At 72.9% G+C, this 15,849-nt stretch carries 15 protein-coding genes; 8 read left to right on the top strand and 7 right to left on the bottom strand.

Going from position 1 to position 15,849, the window contains the following annotated elements; genetic code table 11:
• Positions 1 to 89: 89 nt before the first annotated feature.
• A complete protein-coding gene (locus ACBJ32_RS30935; protein ID WP_375129703.1) occupies positions 90 to 830 on the top strand; it encodes a phosphatase PAP2 family protein in 741 nt (246 codons plus the stop codon).
• An 11-nt stretch (positions 831 to 841) separates the two neighbouring features.
• Positions 842 to 1,540 (top strand): phosphatase PAP2 family protein, encoded by a 699-nt coding sequence (locus ACBJ32_RS30930; RefSeq protein ID WP_375129702.1) that lies wholly within the window; start codon positions 842 to 844, stop codon positions 1,538 to 1,540.
• Here ACBJ32_RS30930 and ACBJ32_RS30925 read toward each other — a convergent pair.
• The 5 genes from ACBJ32_RS30925 to ACBJ32_RS30905 all read right to left on the bottom strand — a co-directional run bounded on the left by ACBJ32_RS30925 (position 1,497) and on the right by ACBJ32_RS30905 (position 7,163).
• A complete protein-coding gene (locus tag ACBJ32_RS30925) occupies positions 1,497 to 2,705 on the bottom strand; it encodes a cytochrome P450 (protein ID WP_375129701.1) in 1,209 nt (402 codons plus the stop codon). The genes ACBJ32_RS30930 and ACBJ32_RS30925 overlap by 44 nt on opposite strands.
• 133 nt (positions 2,706 to 2,838) lie before the next feature.
• Positions 2,839 to 5,019: a xanthine dehydrogenase family protein molybdopterin-binding subunit gene (locus ACBJ32_RS30920; RefSeq protein ID WP_375129700.1), complete on the bottom strand. Its 2,181-nt coding sequence runs from the start codon at positions 5,017 to 5,019 to the stop codon at positions 2,839 to 2,841.
• Positions 5,020 to 5,104: 85 nt separating this feature from the next.
• Positions 5,105 to 6,109 carry an FAD binding domain-containing protein gene (locus tag ACBJ32_RS30915; protein ID WP_375129699.1) on the bottom strand — a complete coding sequence of 335 codons (1,005 nt, stop codon included), beginning with the start codon at positions 6,107 to 6,109 and terminating at the stop codon, positions 5,105 to 5,107.
• A gap of 3 nt (positions 6,110 to 6,112) precedes the next feature.
• Positions 6,113 to 6,592, bottom strand: a complete 480-nt coding sequence (locus ACBJ32_RS30910; RefSeq protein WP_375129698.1) for a (2Fe-2S)-binding protein — start codon at positions 6,590 to 6,592, stop codon at positions 6,113 to 6,115.
• 85 nt (positions 6,593 to 6,677) lie between these two features.
• Positions 6,678 to 7,163, bottom strand: a complete 486-nt coding sequence (locus tag ACBJ32_RS30905; protein WP_375129697.1) for a hypothetical protein — start codon at positions 7,161 to 7,163, stop codon at positions 6,678 to 6,680.
• A gap of 200 nt (positions 7,164 to 7,363) precedes the next feature.
• Here ACBJ32_RS30905 and ACBJ32_RS30900 point away from each other — a divergent pair, with 200 nt between their 5' ends.
• The 3 genes from ACBJ32_RS30900 to ACBJ32_RS30890 all read left to right on the top strand — a co-directional run bounded on the left by ACBJ32_RS30900 (position 7,364) and on the right by ACBJ32_RS30890 (position 10,619).
• On the top strand, positions 7,364 to 9,034 hold the full coding sequence (locus tag ACBJ32_RS30900; protein WP_375129696.1) for a fibronectin type III domain-containing protein: 1,671 nt from the start codon (positions 7,364 to 7,366) through the stop codon (positions 9,032 to 9,034).
• A gap of 164 nt (positions 9,035 to 9,198) precedes the next feature.
• Positions 9,199 to 9,852: a hypothetical protein gene (locus tag ACBJ32_RS30895; RefSeq protein ID WP_375129695.1), complete on the top strand. Its 654-nt coding sequence runs from the start codon at positions 9,199 to 9,201 to the stop codon at positions 9,850 to 9,852.
• Positions 9,849 to 10,619, top strand: coding sequence for a nickel/cobalt transporter (locus tag ACBJ32_RS30890; protein WP_375129694.1), 771 nt, complete (start codon positions 9,849 to 9,851; stop codon positions 10,617 to 10,619). Before ACBJ32_RS30895 ends, ACBJ32_RS30890 begins: the two co-directional genes overlap by 4 nt.
• Here ACBJ32_RS30890 and ACBJ32_RS30885 read toward each other — a convergent pair.
• Both ACBJ32_RS30885 and ACBJ32_RS30880 read right to left on the bottom strand, forming a co-directional pair.
• Positions 10,600 to 11,574: an NAD(P)-dependent alcohol dehydrogenase gene (locus ACBJ32_RS30885; protein WP_375129693.1), complete on the bottom strand. Its 975-nt coding sequence runs from the start codon at positions 11,572 to 11,574 to the stop codon at positions 10,600 to 10,602. The two genes, ACBJ32_RS30890 and ACBJ32_RS30885, sit on opposite strands and share 20 nt — an antisense overlap.
• A 20-nt stretch (positions 11,575 to 11,594) precedes the next feature.
• Positions 11,595 to 13,172, bottom strand: coding sequence for an IclR family transcriptional regulator C-terminal domain-containing protein (locus ACBJ32_RS30880; RefSeq protein ID WP_375129692.1), 1,578 nt, complete (start codon positions 13,170 to 13,172; stop codon positions 11,595 to 11,597).
• 146 nt (positions 13,173 to 13,318) lie between these two features.
• Here ACBJ32_RS30880 and ACBJ32_RS30875 point away from each other — a divergent pair, with 146 nt between their 5' ends.
• From ACBJ32_RS30875 to ACBJ32_RS30865, 3 genes are read left to right on the top strand one after another with little or no spacing between them, the layout of a single operon-like run.
• Positions 13,319 to 14,071, top strand: a complete 753-nt coding sequence (locus ACBJ32_RS30875) for a CoA transferase subunit A (RefSeq protein ID WP_375129691.1) — start codon at positions 13,319 to 13,321, stop codon at positions 14,069 to 14,071.
• Positions 14,068 to 14,700: a CoA transferase subunit B gene (locus ACBJ32_RS30870; protein WP_375129690.1), complete on the top strand. Its 633-nt coding sequence runs from the start codon at positions 14,068 to 14,070 to the stop codon at positions 14,698 to 14,700. The genes ACBJ32_RS30875 and ACBJ32_RS30870 overlap by 4 nt, the downstream gene beginning before the upstream one ends.
• On the top strand, positions 14,697 to 15,845 hold the full coding sequence (locus ACBJ32_RS30865; RefSeq protein WP_375129689.1) for a thiolase family protein: 1,149 nt from the start codon (positions 14,697 to 14,699) through the stop codon (positions 15,843 to 15,845). The genes ACBJ32_RS30870 and ACBJ32_RS30865 overlap by 4 nt, the downstream gene beginning before the upstream one ends.
• The last annotated feature ends 4 nt before the right edge of the window (positions 15,846 to 15,849 follow it).

Here is a 15,849-nt window from a genome sequence, read left to right as displayed (position 1 = left end):
CGTCACCAAGCTGAGGACCGAGCCGGCCGCGAGCGCCCTCACACCCGGTCGCAGGAATCAACGCGCCCTGATGGGGTAGCCGGGCGCGGATGCGCAACAAGGGAGAGCAGCGTGGCCGGCCCGGGGCCAGCGGCCTGGGGCCGCGGCTGACCCTGGCCGGCCTCGCGGCGTGGCTCATCCTGATCCCGTTCAGCCTCCTGCTCGTCGTGGCGAAGATGCCGCTCAACGACCTGGACGCGGAAGTCGCCGCCGAGCTGCACGCGTACGCTCTCGACAACCCCGGCGTGACCAGGGTGCTCATCGTGTGGACGGACGCGTTCGGCCCGTGGCCGTGGCGGATCGCCGTCATCGCCTGCGCCGGCTGGCTGCTCTACAAGGGGGCGGCCAGAGCGGCTGTCTGGGCCGTCACCACCGTGACCGTGGGAGGCCTGCTCGGGCTGGCGATCAAGGTGATCGTCGCCAGGGCCAGGCCCCACCTGCCGGACCCGGTCGCGCTGGCCCCCGGCGACAGCTTCCCGTCCGGCCACACGGTCAACGCGACGCTCGGCGCCGGCGTGATCGTCCTGCTCCTGCTGCCCGTGCTGCCCCGCTGGGGGCGGCGCGTGGCCTGGGCCGTGGCCGCGTTCCTGGCGCTGTCGGTCGGTTACACCAGGATCGCGCTCGGCGTGCACTGGGTGAGCGACGTGGTCGCGGGGCTGGTGCTGGGGGCGGCGGTGATCGCCGCGACGGCGGCGGCGTTCGAGACGTGGCGGCGGGACCAGGGCCGCAGGCCCGCCTCGCCGGTGGCCGAGGGAGTGGAGCCCGAGTCGGTGCGGGCGCTTCGCGAGTGAAGGAGTGCTGCGTGAGCAGAACCGAGAAGCTGAGATATTACGCGCTGACGCTCTTATCGCCGATGTTGCTGATGGCGGTGGCGACGTACGGCGCGGGCCAGGCGGTCCTGGCCTGGCCCAGCGGCGAGGCGGCGCTGAGCCGCGAGCTGGCCGCGGGCCGCGACCCGGCCTGGAACGCCGCGACCGACCTCGGCAGCAGCCTGTCCGACACCCCCTACATCGTGGCGCTGACCGCGGTGGCCGCGGTCGTCTTCAGGCTCTGGTTGCGGCGCTGGCGCGAGTCGGTCTTCCTCGTGGCGGCCGTGTGGAGCCAGTCGCTGATCTTCCTGGCCACCACCGAGGTCGTCGGACGGCACCGCCCGCCCGTGCAACACCTGGACCCGGCGCCGCCCACCTCCAGCTTCCCCTCCGGGCACGTCAGCGCCGCCGTCGCGTTCTACTGCGGAGTCGCGGTCGTCCTGGCCGCACGCGTCCGCGGCACGGTGGCGCGGGCGGTGATCTGGACACCCGCCGTCATCGCGCCCCTGGCCGTGGGCTTCTCCCGGCTCTATCGCGGCATGCACTTCCTCACCGACGTCGTCTGGGGCCTGCTCCTCGGCGCCGGCTGCGTCGTGATGGCCGCCTGGGCGATCCTGCGCCGCCCCCCGGCCCGCCGCTCGTCCTCTCCTAAGCCAGCAGTACGGGCAGGGCCTGGACATCGCTCCCCGTGAACGACGGCCGCGGCCGCAGCTCGCCCGGCTCCACCGCCGGCCGCATCCCCGGGAACCGGCCGAACAGCGCGGGCAACGCCACCGCGGCCTCGAGCCGGGCCAGCGGGGCGCCGAGGCAGAAGTGCATGCCGTACCCGAAGGCGAGGTGCTGGCGGTCGTGCCGGTCGATGTCGAACCTGGCGGGGTCGGGGTTGACCAGCGGGTCGCGGCCGTGGGCGCCGAACGCGATCAGGATGAGATCGCCCTTGGCGATCGTGACGCCGTCGCCGAGGTCGATGTCCGCGGTGGCGAAACGCAGCGGCAGGTGCATGACCGGCGAGTCGCGGCGCAACGACTCCTCGATCACGTCCGCCCAGCGCGCCGGGGTGCCGAGGACCGTGGCGAGCTGGGCGGGATGGGCCAGCATGGCGATGACCGCGTGGTCGATGAGCGACACCGCGGTCTCGCTGCCCGCCCCGATCATCAGGAGCAGGGTGCTGACCACCTCGTCCGGGCCGAGCCGGTCGCCGTCGGCCTCCTGCGCGGTCAGCAGCAGCGTCGTCATGTCGTCGCCCGGCTCGGCGCGCTTGGTCTCGATGAGCCGGTGCATCGCCGCGTACATGCCCTGCTGGACCGCCGTGGCCTGCTCAGCGGTGAGCGTGTTGTCCAGGACGGAGTCGATGGCCGCCAGCATGGCCGGGCGCTGGTCGCCGGGGACGCCGAACAGGTCGCAGATGACCCCGCTGGGGATGGGGTAGGCGTAGCGGGCGCGCAGGTCCACCGGCTCGCCCGGCGGGGCGGCGGCGAGCTCGTCCAGCAGCGTCGTGGCGATCCGCTCGACGGACGGGCGCATCGCCTCGACGCGGCGGGCCGTGAACGCCTTGCCGACCAGGCTCTTCAGCCGCTTGTGGTCGTCGCCGTCGGCGGTCAGCATGCTGACGACGTCCACCCAGGCGGTCAGCCAGGCGATCGCGAACGGGCGGTAGCCCGGCCACGACCTGCGGGCGTCCTTGGAGACGCCGGGGTGGGTCAGCAGGTGCCTGACCACGTCGCCGCGGGTGACCGACCAGGCGACGAGCCCGGCGGGCAGCCGTACGGGGACGGCGGGACCGGCCGCGCGCAGCCGGTCGACCTGGTCGTAGAGGTGGATCCCCGAGGTGTCGAGGATCGTCGGCGCGTCGGTCACGGGGACCTCCTGCGGGCGCGGTGGGGGAGTTCCGGCGGTAGGGGTCTACCCCGCGCGGGCACGCGCTACTGCAGGTCCTCGATGACGATCGGCGGGTGACTGCAGCAGGTTCTCGATGGCGATCGGCAGGCGGCTACAGCAGGTTCTCGATGAGGATCGGGAGGCGGCGCGGCCGGCGGCCCGTCGCGTGGAAGACGGCGTTGGCGATGGCCGGGGCGACGCCCACCAGGGCCACCTCGCCGAGGCTCTTCACGCCCATCGGGTTGAGCGTGAAGTCGGGCTCGTCGATGAAGTCCACCTCGATCGCGCCCACGTCGGCGTTGACCGGGATCACGTAGTCGGCCAGGTCGGCGTTGACGAAGCCGCCGTAGCGGGGATCGACCTCGCTGTGCTCGCTCAGCGCCGCGCCGATGCCCCACACCACCGCGCCGCGCACCTGGGCGTCCGCGGTGACCGGGCTGGCCACGCGGCCGCAGTCGGCCACGCTGACCACCCGCGAGACACGTACGCGCGGCGCGGCCGGCTCCACCCGCACCTCGACGAAGTGCGCGATGAAGCTGAACGCCACATGATCGGGATAATCGGGGCCCGCGGGGGCGACCAGTCCCGCGCGCATGCGGTCGATCGCCTCGGGCGGCTGGCCTGGCCCCTGGGTGACGGCCTCGGCCACCACCTCCTGCGCGCCGGTCGCCCGGACGGCGGCGGCCACGTCCACGGGGCCCTCCGGCGGCACGCCCAGGCGTTCGCGCAGCTCGCGCAGGGCGGCGTGGACCGCCAGCAGCGAGCTGTTGGTCCCCCACGCACCCGCCGTCAGGTGGTGGGGCACGGCCCGGGTGTCGCCGCAGACGGCGCGCACCGACTCCGTGCCGATCCCGAGATCACCGGCGACGGCACGGACGAGTGCGGTCGTGATCCCCTGGCCCATCTCGTGCCCGCCCACCTCGGCCAGCACCCCGCCGTCCGCGCCGGCCCGCAGGCGGGCGAGCACGGGCACCGTCATCGCCGGGTACGCCCCGGCCGCCACCCCCCAGCCCACCAGCGTGCCGTCCGGCCCGCGCATCGACCCGGGATCCGGCGAGCGGCCCGCCCAGCCGAACAGCTCCGCGCCCCGCCGCAGGCACGCCGCCAGGTGCCGGGAGGAGAACGGCTTGCCCGTGACCGGGTCCGCCCCGGCGTCGTTGGCCAGGCGCAGCTCGACCGGGTCCCGCCCGGCGGCGTGGGCGAGCTCGTCCACCGCCGACTCCAGCGCGAACGCGGCCGGATGCTCGAACGGCGCGCGCATGTAGCCCGGGGTCTGGGCGTCGGTCCTGACGTGGCGCTGGCGGCCGCGGAAGTTCCTGATGTCGTACAGGCGAGAGGTGATCTCCGTGTACGTGGCGGGCAGCAGGTCGTGACGGGAGGCCTGCTGGTCCACCTCGTGGATGGCGGCCAGCAGCCGGCCCGAGCGGTCGGCGCCCAGGCGGACGCGGTGCCGGCTCACCGGGCGGAAACTGGCCGCGTGGAACGTGTGGGCGCGCGGCAGTACCAGCTTGACCGGGCGGCCGAGCCGGCGGGCGGCCACCGCCAGCGGCGCGATGTGCGGCTGCAGCGAGTTCTTCTGGCCGAACCCGCCCCCCACGTACGGGGCGATGACCTCGACGTTCTCCGGGTCGATGCCGAGCTGGCGGGCCAGGCCGCCGCGCAGCGCGCCGACGCTCTGGGATCCCTCGTGGATGACGAGCGTGTCCCCGCGCCACTCGGCGACGCCGCCGATCAGCTCCATCGGCACCTGGTGCTGCGGGCCCGCCTCGTAGACCTCGTCCACGCGCAGGGGGCTGCGCTCGTACGCGCCGTCGGCGTCGCCCACGACCACGTCCGAGAGGAACGGCAGCGGCAGGGCCTCCTGCTGGAGCACGGTCTCGGTGCCGTCCGCGTCCAGCTCCACCGCGAACGGCTCCTCCTCGTACGCGGCCCGCACCAGCCCGGCGGCCTCGGTGGCGGCGACCAGCGTGTCGGCCACGACCAGCGCGATCGGCTGTCCCCGGTAGGCGACGCGGTCGTCCAGCAGCGGCTGCAGGCTCTGGAAGGCGTAGCCGTCGGCCATGATGTAGCCGGCCGGGGAGATGTCCAGGTCGTCCAGGTGCGACAGGATGAGCAGGACGCCGGGGACGGCGGCGGCCTCGGCGGTGTCGAGGCCGGTGATGCGGCCCTTGCCGACGGTCGAGACGACCGGCATGGCGTAGGCGACGCCGGGCGGCGTGTGATCGGCGCCGTAGCGGGCCGCTCCGGTGACCTTCTCCCGCGCTCCGACGCGCGGCGTCCCCGCGTTCGTCATCGCGCGGCCCGCTCTCGGGCGTGTGGCGCGGCCGGCTCCGGCCACCGCGCGGTGCGCTCTCCGGCGTGTGGTGTCCTTCGGTTCGTCATCGCATGGCCCGCTCTCCCGCGATCCGCAGCGCCTCGGCGACGGTGCGGATGCCCAGCTCGATCCGGAACGCGTTGTGCCTGCCCGGACGCGCGCCGTCGAACGCCGACTCCCCGGCCCGCCGCGCGCTGCGCCTGTCCAGCACCGCCCCCACCAGCTCCCGCTCGGCGGAGTGGCAGCGCCAGGGCCGGGTGGCGACGCCGCCCACCGCGACGCGGCACTCCTCCACCGTCCCGCCCTCGCCCAGCGTGACGGCCACCGCCGCCGAGGCCAGCGCGAACGCGTACGACTGCCGATCCCTGACCTTGTGATACGTCGATCCGCGGCCGGCGGCGGTGACCGGCACGCGGATGCGGGTGATGATCTCGTCCCAGGCCAGCGTGTGCTCCTGGTCCGGCCTGTCACCGGGCTCGACGTGCAGGCCGGCCAGGGGCAGCGTACGCGGGCCGCGCGGCCCCGCCACGTCCAGGGCGGCGTCGAACGCGATCAGCGCGACCGCCCAGTCGCCCGGGTAGGTGGCGATGCACGCGTCGCTGCCGCCGAGCAGGGCGTGCCCGCGATCCAGGCCGCCGATCGCCGCGCACCCGCTGCCCGGCTGCCGCTTGTTGCACGGGAACGCGAGACCGCCGCGGAAGTAGCCGCAGCGGGTGCGCTGCAGCAGGTTCCCGCCCACGGTGGCCATGTTGCGCAACTGCTGGGACGCCGCCTTGGCCAGGGACTCGGCCAGCGCCGGGTAGTCGCGCCGCAGCACCGGGTCCGCCGCCACGTCGGCCATCAGCGCGCCCGCGCCGAACGACAGCTCGCTCGATCCCGCCGTGTCGATGCCGGCCAGCTCGGGCAGCGCGCGGATGTCCACGACGGCGGGCGGGGTCTCGACGTCCAGCTTCATCAGGTCGTAGAGCGAGGTGCCGCCGGCCAGCAGCTTGGTGCCGGGGCCGGACTCCGACAGGGCGTGGACGGCCTCGTCGAGCGTGGCCGGGGCCGCGTAGGCGAACGGACGCACCCCTCAGCCCTCCCGCCGCCCGGCCGCTGCGCGGATCGCCGCCAGGATGCCCGTGTACGCCCCGCACCGGCACAGGTTCCCGCTCATGTGCTCGCGGATCTCGTCGTCGTCACCGGCGTTGCCCTCGGCGATGCAGCCCAGCCCGGACATCACCTGCCCGGGCGTGCAGTAGCCGCACTGCAGCGCGTCGTGATCCACGAACGCCTGCTGCAGCGGATGCAGACGCCCATCGGGGCCCGCCACGCCCTCGATGGTCCGTACCGACCGGTGGTTCGCCTGCACGGCGGGGAACAGGCAGGACACGACCCGGCGCCCGTCCACGTGGACCGTGCACGCGCCGCACTGCCCGTGGTCGCAGCCCTTCTTCGACCCGGTCAGGCCCAGCCGCTCGCGCAGGACGTCGAGCAGCGACTCCCGCGGGTCGAGGTCGAGGCGCACGTCCTGACCGTTGACCGTGAGTGCGGTCGCTACTTCCGAGGTCATACGCGCCACGCTAATGCCGGACGTCGCTTTTATCCCCACATGTCGGGGTAAGGACCGGTCAAGAATGGCCCCGTCCCGCCGGTGGTCAGGGCAGCACCGAGCCCGTGAGACGGCCGGTGCGGCGGTAGACGGCGCACATGATGTCGCGGTCCCCGTCCGCCCACGTCTCCGCCGTGGGCATGATCGGGTAGAAGGGCAGGTCCGCGCGCTCCCGCCCCCACAGCCCGGCGTGGCGCTCACCGCAGCTCCTCCAGGCGAACGCCGACAGCGCCGCCCGGTCGTACGGGCCGTCGGGGGCGTGGGTGAAGCCGTACGACTGGTTGTCGGCCCCGCCGTCGCACGGGGTGTAGAGCACGACCCGCTCGCCCGCCCCTGGCGAGTACGTCGGATCGCTGAAGCACTCACCGCCCTCGATCAGCAGGATCCCGGTCGTCTCCGCCGTGATGAACGCATCCGTCTTGGTCACCGGCTGCGCGGGCGGGACCACGAACAGCGTGCCGAGCGCGGCCACGGCGGGCAGCAGCGCCCAGCGGCGGGTCGCCGCCATCCCGTTCACCTCCCGCTCACGCACACGATCATCCGCGGCCGATCGTAGGCGGCGTCCGGAGAACGGCGGGCCAACGCCCGATGACGGCCACATTTCCGCTCCCGAATTCATCTCGCGGACAGTCTCGGGACAGGTGAGCGTCAGCGATGCCTGGGTGAATGCGCTGGCGCCCGTCCCGCGCTCGCGGATGGGCGGACACCGCTTCTCGATGGAGTGAACAAGAAGTGACTCAGCCCACGAAGCCGCGGGCCTTCGGCTCCCGGCAGACGAAGCTCGCCGCGGTCGGCACCGGCGTGCTGCTGGTCGGCGCGTTAGCGTTCGGCCCGGCGGCCGTCGGCGCGGCGGCGCCGCCCGTCTATCCGGCTGCCGAGGTGCACAAGCCCACCCCGATCCCCGACCGCGTCATCCTCATCCCCACCACCACGCCGGCCACCAGCCAGCGCGTGTCGTGGCGCGCCGAGGCCACCGCCGACACCGCGCAGGCCCAGATCCTGGAGGCGCCGCGCGCACTCGGCCAGGTGCAGCCCGCCGCCGGCGCCGTGGCCACCGTGCGGGCGCTGGCCAGCACTCCGGTCAACACCACGCTCGGGTACGCCTCCACGTACCACACCGCCGAGTTCACCGGCCTGAAGCCGGACACCCGCTACACCTACCGCGTCGGCGACGGCACCAACTGGAGCGCGTGGACCGATTTCACCACCACCGCCGAGGGCTTCGAGCCGTTCTCGTTCATCTACTACGGTGACGCGCAGAACTACCTCGACTCGGCCGTGCCGCGCGTGTTCCGCCAGGCGTTCGCCGACCGGCCGCAGGCCAAGGCGATCGTCAACGCCGGCGACCTGATCGACTCCGCCAACAGCGAGGAGCAGTGGGGCCAGTGGTTCAGGGCCGGCGGCTTCATCGACGGCCAGGTCAACAACATCTCGATCCCGGGCAACCACGAGTACAGCGGCGGCCTGTCGACCTTCTGGCGGCCCCAGTTCCCGTATCCGGACAACGGCCCCGGTAACGCCGAGCTCAAGCAGACGGCCTACACGCTCGACTACCAGGGCGTGCGGTTCATCGGCCTGGACACCAACCACCAGAGCAACGCCACCCTCATGGCCGCCCAGACGGCGTGGCTGGAGAACCTGCTCAAGAACAACCCGAACAAGTGGACCGTGGTGACCTTCCACCACCCCGTCTACTCGACCACGGGCACCCGCAACAACCCGAACGTCCGCGCCCAGTGGGCGCCGCTCTTCGAGAAGTACGGCGTGGACCTGGTGCTTCAGGGCCACGACCACTCGTACGGGCGCGGCAACCCGGTCTCGGCCCGCAAGTCGGCGACGGTGCACAACGGCGTCGCGTACGTCGTGTCGGTCTCGGGCGGCAAGATGTACGCGCTCAACGGCGGCGAGAACTGGACGGGCAACGGCGCCGAGGTGCGCAGCACCAGCCAGAACACGCAGCTCTACCAGCTCGTCGACGTGACCCGGGACACCGTCACGTTCGAGGCCCGCTACGCCAACGGCGAGCACCACGACGGGTTCGTGATCCGCAAGAACGACAAGGGCGAGCGCACCGTCAACGACCTGCGCACCCCCGAGAACACGGTCGGCGAGCAGGTCACCGTCGACAAGACCTCGGTCCGGCGGCTGGAGACCCTGAAGGTCTCGGCCTACGGGTACGACCCGGGGGAGAAGGTCGCCGTCTGGTGGCGCGAGAAGGACGACGACGCGGCGCGCCGGGGCCGCGACGGCACGCTGATCGGCTACGAGAAGGCCGATGAGCTGGGACGGGTCGAGGAGACCGTCCGGGTGCCCGCGCTGGTGAAGAGGGACGGGGTCTACGAGGTCTACCTGGACAGCCAGAACCAGAAGATCACCAGCCCCGCCATCACCGTGACCAAGTGATCCACCCTGGGCGGGGCCGCGGCCTGCGTGTGAGACGGGACGGTGTCCCGGTCATGTGCCGCCGTGTGGTCGGGCCATGCCCGGTCATGTGCAGCCGTGTCGTCGGGCCATGCCCGGTCATGCGGCCCCACCCAGGCCTTTCCCGTTCCCACAGGAGCTTTTCCTTGACGCTTCCGCTCATCGCACGCCGCCTGTGCGTGCTGCTCATCACCGCCGCCGCGGTCCTGGTGCCCGCGCACGCGGCCGCGGCGCACCCGTTCGGGCCGCCGTCCACGGCCCGCGTCGGCGCCGACGGCAACCGGGTGAGCCTCGCCTGGTTGCCCGCCGAGGACGATTGGGTGGCGCTCGGCCGCTCCGTCGGTGCGTTCGAGGACCCGGCCGCGGGCGCCGGCACCTCACTGACGGGGGAGCAGAAGCTGGCCCGCTCCGCCGCCGTCCGCGACTACCTGCTGGCCCACGTCGGCGTCACCCAGGCAGGCCGGCCCTGCGCGGCCGAGCTCGCCCCGCTGGAACGGCTGCTCGCCGAGGGCGCCCGGTTCAGCTTCGAGTGCCCGGAACGGGTCGTGGACGTGGACGTCCGGGTCGGCGCGCTGACCGACCTGCACGAGGCGTACCGCACGATGCTCACCGCCGAGACGCCGGCCGAGCCCGCCAAGGCGCTGCTCACGGCGGAGGCCGACACCCGCAGGCTGCGCTTCGACCCGTCGGCGACCGGCGGGGTGCCGCTCGTGGTGCCCGCCGTCGCGCTGGTGGCCGTGCTCGGCGTGCTGGTCGCCCTCCTCGTCCGCAGGCGGCGGCGCTCGGACGTGCGCGCATGAACGGCATCACCGGACCGGAGAACTACCTGATCGGGCTGTTCGACGGGGCGGGCGCGTTCTGGCTGGCCCTCGTCGTCGCGCTCGGCGTGGGCGCGCTGCACGCCGTCGCACCCGGCCACGGCAAGAGCGTGACGGCCGCGTATCTGATCGGCACGCATGGGCGATACCGCGACGCGCTGCGGCTGGGCGTGGTCGTGGCGCTGATGCACACGGTCTCGGTGCTCGCACTCGCGCTGGCCTGGGTCGGGCTGAGCAGCGCGGCCGCCGTCGGCACCGAGGCCGTCACCGCATGGCTGCAGGTGGTGGCGGGAGTGGTCGTGATCGGCGTCGGCGCCCACCTGACGTACCGCCATCTCCGCCACGGCACAGCGCACGGGCACGGGCACGGTCATGGGCACGGGCACGGTCATGGCCACGGGCATGGGGAGTTGGACGACCCGTGGTCGGCGCGCGGGCTCACCGCGCTCGCGCTGTCCGGCGGCCTGGTCCCCTCGCCGTCGGCGTTCATCGTGCTGGTCAGCGGCCTGCTCACGGGACGGTCGCTCGACGCGGTGGTGCTGGTGCTGGCGTTCGGCGTCGGGATGGCCGTCACGCTGACCGCCGTCGGGATCGTGACCGTGCGAGGGGCGGCGATGCTGAGCAGCCGTACGCCCCGCGTGCGCCTGCTGAGGACGGTGGCGGCGTGGACGCCGGCGCTGGCGGGCGTCGCCGTGGCGATCGGCGGCTGCCTCTACCTGGCCACCGCCGTCACGTCCCTGGCGTCGTGACCGTGATCACCACGTTCCCCGTCTTCTGGCCCGTCTCGACGTAACGATAGGCGTCGACGATCTCGTCCAGCGAGTAATGCCGGTCGACGACGGGCCGGAATTCGCCGGACTCGATCAACTCCTTGAGATGCCGCGCTATTCCGGCGTCATTCTTGGGGTACGGGAACCTGACCCGCCTGCCGCCGAACAGGGGAGTGACGATCGTCAGGGCCAGGTTCTGCCATAACGGCCCCACGTCGGAGGCGATGAAAATGCCGCGCGGCTTCAACAGCCGCTTGCACCGTCCGAACGTGCTCTTGCCCACCGCGTCGATGACGACGTCATATCTCTGGTCGTCGGCGGTGAAATCCGTGGCCGTGTAGTCGACGACCTTGTCCGCCCCCAACCGGCTGACCAGGTCGAGATGTTTCGTGCCGCAGACCGCGGTGACCTTCGCGCCGATGTTCCTCAGCAGTTGCACCGCCGCCGAGCCGATGGCCCCGGTGGCGCCGTACACGAGCACGTCCTGCCCGGCGCCGACCTTCGCCGAGCTGATCAGCGACAGCGCGTAGTGCGCGCCTTCCATGCCGGGAGCGGCCTCCTCGTACGACAGGCCCTGGGGGAGCGGCGCCAGCATGCCACCCTGCGGGATCACCATGTATTCCGCGTGCGCCCCGTACTGGGCGTCGTTGTAACCGAACACTTTGTCGCCTGGTTCGAACGCGGTGACGCCGCCGCCCACCTGCTCGACGTCCCCCGCGAATTCCGTGCCGAGAACGGGGACGCGCGGCCTGACGAGACCCGTGAAGAATCGCCAGAGAAAAGGCTTGGCGGCCCGCATCGCGCAGTCCGTGCGGTTGACGGTCGTCGCCCGTATCCGGACGAGCACGTCACCGTCCTTGACGACCGGTTTTTCGACGTCTGAAACGCTCACCACTTCCGGCGGGCCATATCTGGCGCGCACTGCGGCTTTCATGCTCGGATTCTAACCATGGATCACCCGTCGATCGCGGCGTGAACGTGAGCGAGATCGGCTTCCATGCGCGCCGCCGTCTCCCTGAGCGCGGGCAGGACATCGCGCAGGAGCGTGGCGTTGGAGGCGCGGCCGGCGTGCGTGGCCACGTTCACCGCCGCCACCGTACGCCCCGACCGGTCGCGGACCGGCACCGCTATGGACCGCACGCCCTCCTCCAGCTCCTGGTCGACCAGGGCGTACCCGTCCGCGGCGGCCTGGCGCACCAGGGCCCGCAGCTCGGCCGCCGAGGTGACGGTCCTGGGCGACAGGCGCCTCGGCACGATCGTGGCCAGCCGTTCGTCGGGCAGCTCGGCCAGCAGCACCCGGCCCATGGAGGTCGCGTACGCGGGGAACCTGGTGCCCACGGTGATGTTGATGCTCATCAGGCTGACCGTCTGCACCCTGGCCACGTACACCACGTCGTCGCCCGACAGCACCGCCACGGACGCCGACTCCCGTACGCGTGCCACCAGGTCGGCCAGGTGCGGCTGGACGACCTCCCCGAACGTCAGCCCGGACAGGCGGGCGTACCCGAGCTCCAGCACCCGGGGCAGCAGCACGAACCGGGCCCCGTCCGTGCTCGCGTAGCCGAGCCGCTCCAGCGTCTGTACGGCCCGCCGCACCGTCGCCCTGGGCAGGCCCGTGACCTTGGCGCAGTCGGCGAGGGTCAGGCCGCCCCGCGCCGTGCCGAGCGCGACCAGGACGGCCAGCCCGCGCGCCAGCGACTGCAGGAACCCCATCCCCAGCTCCTGCTTGGCGCCGCGCGACCGATCGACCCCGGCGACGCCCGCCACCGCCGGCCCCGCCCCGCCAACGGCGCTCGCCTCTTTGTAAGCGCTCGCCTCTCCGGCCGCGCCCGCCTCTCCAGCGGCGCTCGCATCGCCAGTGGCGTTCGCTTCCTCCGTGGTGGACGGTTCGCCGGTGGCCAGCGTCGCTTCCATCTCGCCCACCGTCTTGCGCAACGCGCCCGCGCAGTGATCACGCAGCTCGGCCACGGTATGCCTGCTGGTGTGGCTGACCACGCTGACCGCGCAGACGGCCCGCCCCTCCCCGTCCCGCACGGGCATCGCCACCGCGATCAATCCAGGCTCGATGAGCTGATCGTCCTCCGCCCACGGTGCCGACGGGTCGAGCAGGGCCAGTCCGGCCGCGCACCGGTCCACGGGCAGCAGGTCGCCGACCCGGAAGGTGACCGACATGGTGCGCCGCCGGGTGCACTGCACGATGAACCGCACCCCGTCCCCATCGCGCACGGCCAAGGACACGGACTCGTCCAGCTCGTCCGCCAGCCGCCCCGCCAGCGGCGCGAGCGTGTCGCGCAGCCCGCCGCCCGCCAGGTACGCCTCGCCCAGCTCCATCAGGCGCGGCGCCGGCAGCACGTCGCGGCCCTCGGCCCGTACGTAGCCGAGGTGCGCGAGCGTCCCGAGCACCCGGTCCACGGTGGACCTGGCCAGGCCGGTCGCGCGCACCAGGTCCGTCGCCCGGACGGGCCACCGGGGGTCGGTGGCCAGCGCGCGCAGCACGGCGAGCCCGCGCTCCAGGGTTCCGGCCGCTTCCATCGGCTCCTCCTCCAGGCGGTGAGGCGACGGGCGGGCGCCCATGGCCTTCAAGGGGGACCTTTGACAGCCCCGCCCCCGATCCACATACTGAAAACACATAATAGTGAACTAAAGTTCGCAGAGCGAACACGTACGAACGGAGCGTCGTGCGCAAGGACAAGGTGGTCGCCACGCCCGAAGAGGCGCTGGCCGGCGTGCGCGACGGCGCGTCGTTCGCCGTCGGCGGCTTCGGCCTCAGCGGCATCCCCAACGTGCTGATCAAGGCCCTCTACGACACCGGCGCGAGCGGCCTCGGCGTCGTGTCCAACAACTGCGGCGTCGACGGCGGCGGCCTGGGCATCCTGCTGGCCGCCGGGCGCATCGCCCACGTCACCGCCTCCTACATCGGCGACAACAAGGAGTTCGCCCGCCAGTACCTGGCCGGCGAGCTGGAGGTCGAGCTGACGCCGCAGGGCAGCCTGGCCGAGCGGCTGCGCGCGGGCGGCAGCGGCATCCCCGCCTTCTACACCCCCGCCGGTGTCGGCACGCCCATCGCCGACGGCGGCCTGCCGCTGCGCCACCACCCCGACGGCTCGATCGCGGTCGCCTCGCCGCCGAAGGAGGTGCGGGAGTTCGACGGCCGCCCGTACGTGCTCGAACGCGGCATCCGTACGGACTTCGCGCTGGTCCGCGCGGCCAAGGGCGACCGCCACGGCAACCTGGTCTTCAACAAGGCCTCCAGGAACTTCAACCCGCTGGCCGCCATGGCCGGGCGCGTCACGGTCGCGGAGGTCGAGGAGCTGGCCGAGCTGGACCCCGACGAGGTCCACCTGCCCGGCGTCTTCGTCCAGCGCGTGCTCGTCCTGACCCCCGAGCAGGCCGCCGACAAGGGGATAGAGAAGAGGACGATCACCGAATGAGCTGGACCCGTGACGAGATGGTCGCGCGGGCGGCGGCCGAGCTGCGCGACGGCGACTACGTCAACCTGGGCATCGGCCTGCCCACCCGCATCCCCTCCTTCCTGCCGCAGGGCGTGGACGTGGTCCTGCACTCGGAGAACGGCGTCCTCGGCGTCGGCCCGTACCCGAAGGCCGAGGACGTCGACCCCGACCTGATCAACGCCGGCAAGGAGACGGTCACCGTCCTGCCGGGCGCGTCGTTCTTCGACTCCTCGCTGTCGTTCGGCATGATCCGCGGCGGTCACATCGACGTGGCGGTGCTCGGCGCGATGCAGGTCTCGGCCCGCGGCGACCTGGCCAACTGGATGGTGCCCGGCAAGCTGGTCAAGGGCATGGGCGGCGCCATGGACCTGGTGCACGGCGCCCGCAAGGTCATCGTGATCATGGATCACAACGCCAAGGACGGCTCCCCGAAGCTCGTCGAGGTGTGCTCGCTGCCGCTGACCGGCAAGGAGTGCGTGCACCGGATCATCACCGACCTCGGCGTCTTCGACGTCACCGAGCAGGGGTTCGCGCTGGTGGAGCGCGCACCGGAAGTGACCCTGGACGTGGTGCGCGAGCGCACCGGCGCGGAGGTGATCGCGGCATGAAGGACGTCTACATCGTCGATGCCGTACGCACCCCGTTCGGCCGCTACGGCGGAGCCCTGTCCAGGATCCGCCCCGACGACCTGGCCGCGCACGTCGTCAGGGCGCTGGCCGAGCGCAACGGCCTGGAGGCCGCCGACGAGGTCGTGCTCGGCAACGCCAACGGCGCGGGCGAGGAGAACCGCAACGTCGCCCGCATGGCCGCACTCCTCGCCGGCCTGCCCGTCACCACGCCGGGCGTCACGGTCAACCGCCTGTGCGGCTCCGGCATGGAGGCCGTCATCCACGCCTACCGCGCGATCGCCGTCGGCGACGCCTCCACCGTGATCGCGGGCGGCGTCGAGTCGATGACCCGCGCCCCCTGGGTGCTGCCCAAGCCGGAGAAGGCGTTCCCGGCGGGCGGGCAGGAGCTGGTCTCCACCACGCTCGGCTGGCGGCTGGTCAACCCGGACATGCCCGCCGAGCACACCGTCGCGCTCGGCGAGGGGGCGGAGCTGATCGCCGACAAGCACCGGATCGCGCGCGCGGAGCAGGACGCGTTCGCGCTGGCCAGCCACCAGAAGGCGGCGAAGGCGTCGTTCGAGCGCGAGATCGTGCCGATCGCCGGCGTGAGCCGGGACGAGGGCATCCGCCACGACACCTCCCTGGAGGCGCTGGCCAAGCTCAAGCCCGCCTTCCGCAAGGACGGCGGCACCGTCACCGCCGGCAACTCCTCCCCGCTGAACGACGGAGCCGCGGCCCTGCTGCTGACCGACGAGGCGGGCCTGCGCGGGCGCGAGCCCCTGGCCAGGATCGTGGCGAGCGGCGTCAGCGCGCTGGAGCCCCGCTACTTCGGGCTCGGCCCGGTCGAGGCGGCGGGCAAGGCGCTGGCCAGGGCGGGCAAGCGGTTCGAGGACCTCGACACCGCCGAGCTGAACGAGGCGTTCGCCGCCCAGGTGCTGGGCTGCCTGGCCGAGCTGCCCGGCCTCGACCCCGCGATCGTCAACCCCGACGGCGGCGCGATCGCCATCGGCCACCCGCTCGGAGCCTCGGGCGCCCGCGTCACCGGCGCGGTGGCCCACCGGCTGGCCGCCGCCGGCTCCGGCACCGGTCTCGCCTGTCTCTGCATCGGCGTCGGCCAAGGGCTGGCCGTCGTACTCGAAAGGTAGCGTG

Origin of the sequence: Nonomuraea sp. GTA35 (assembly GCF_041950525.1) — a bacterium.
Lineage (GTDB): Bacteria > Actinomycetota > Actinomycetes > Streptosporangiales > Streptosporangiaceae > Nonomuraea.
This window is presented reverse-complemented; position numbering and strand designations above follow the sequence as displayed.

Coding starts and splice junctions, on each gene's coding strand:
- ACBJ32_RS30935 (WP_375129703.1), top strand. CDS start 90: ATGCGCAACAAGGGAGAGCAGCGTGGCCGGCCCGGGGCCAGCGGCCTG.
- ACBJ32_RS30920 (WP_375129700.1), bottom strand. CDS start 5,019: ATGACGAACGCGGGGACGCCGCGCGTCGGAGCGCGGGAGAAGGTCACC.
- ACBJ32_RS30910 (WP_375129698.1), bottom strand. CDS start 6,592: ATGACCTCGGAAGTAGCGACCGCACTCACGGTCAACGGTCAGGACGTG.
- ACBJ32_RS30890 (WP_375129694.1), top strand. CDS start 9,849: ATGAACGGCATCACCGGACCGGAGAACTACCTGATCGGGCTGTTCGAC.
- ACBJ32_RS30885 (WP_375129693.1), bottom strand. CDS start 11,574: ATGAAAGCCGCAGTGCGCGCCAGATATGGCCCGCCGGAAGTGGTGAGC.
- ACBJ32_RS30880 (WP_375129692.1), bottom strand. CDS start 13,172: ATGGAAGCGGCCGGAACCCTGGAGCGCGGGCTCGCCGTGCTGCGCGCG.
- ACBJ32_RS30870 (WP_375129690.1), top strand. CDS start 14,068: ATGAGCTGGACCCGTGACGAGATGGTCGCGCGGGCGGCGGCCGAGCTG.
- ACBJ32_RS30865 (WP_375129689.1), top strand. CDS start 14,697: ATGAAGGACGTCTACATCGTCGATGCCGTACGCACCCCGTTCGGCCGC.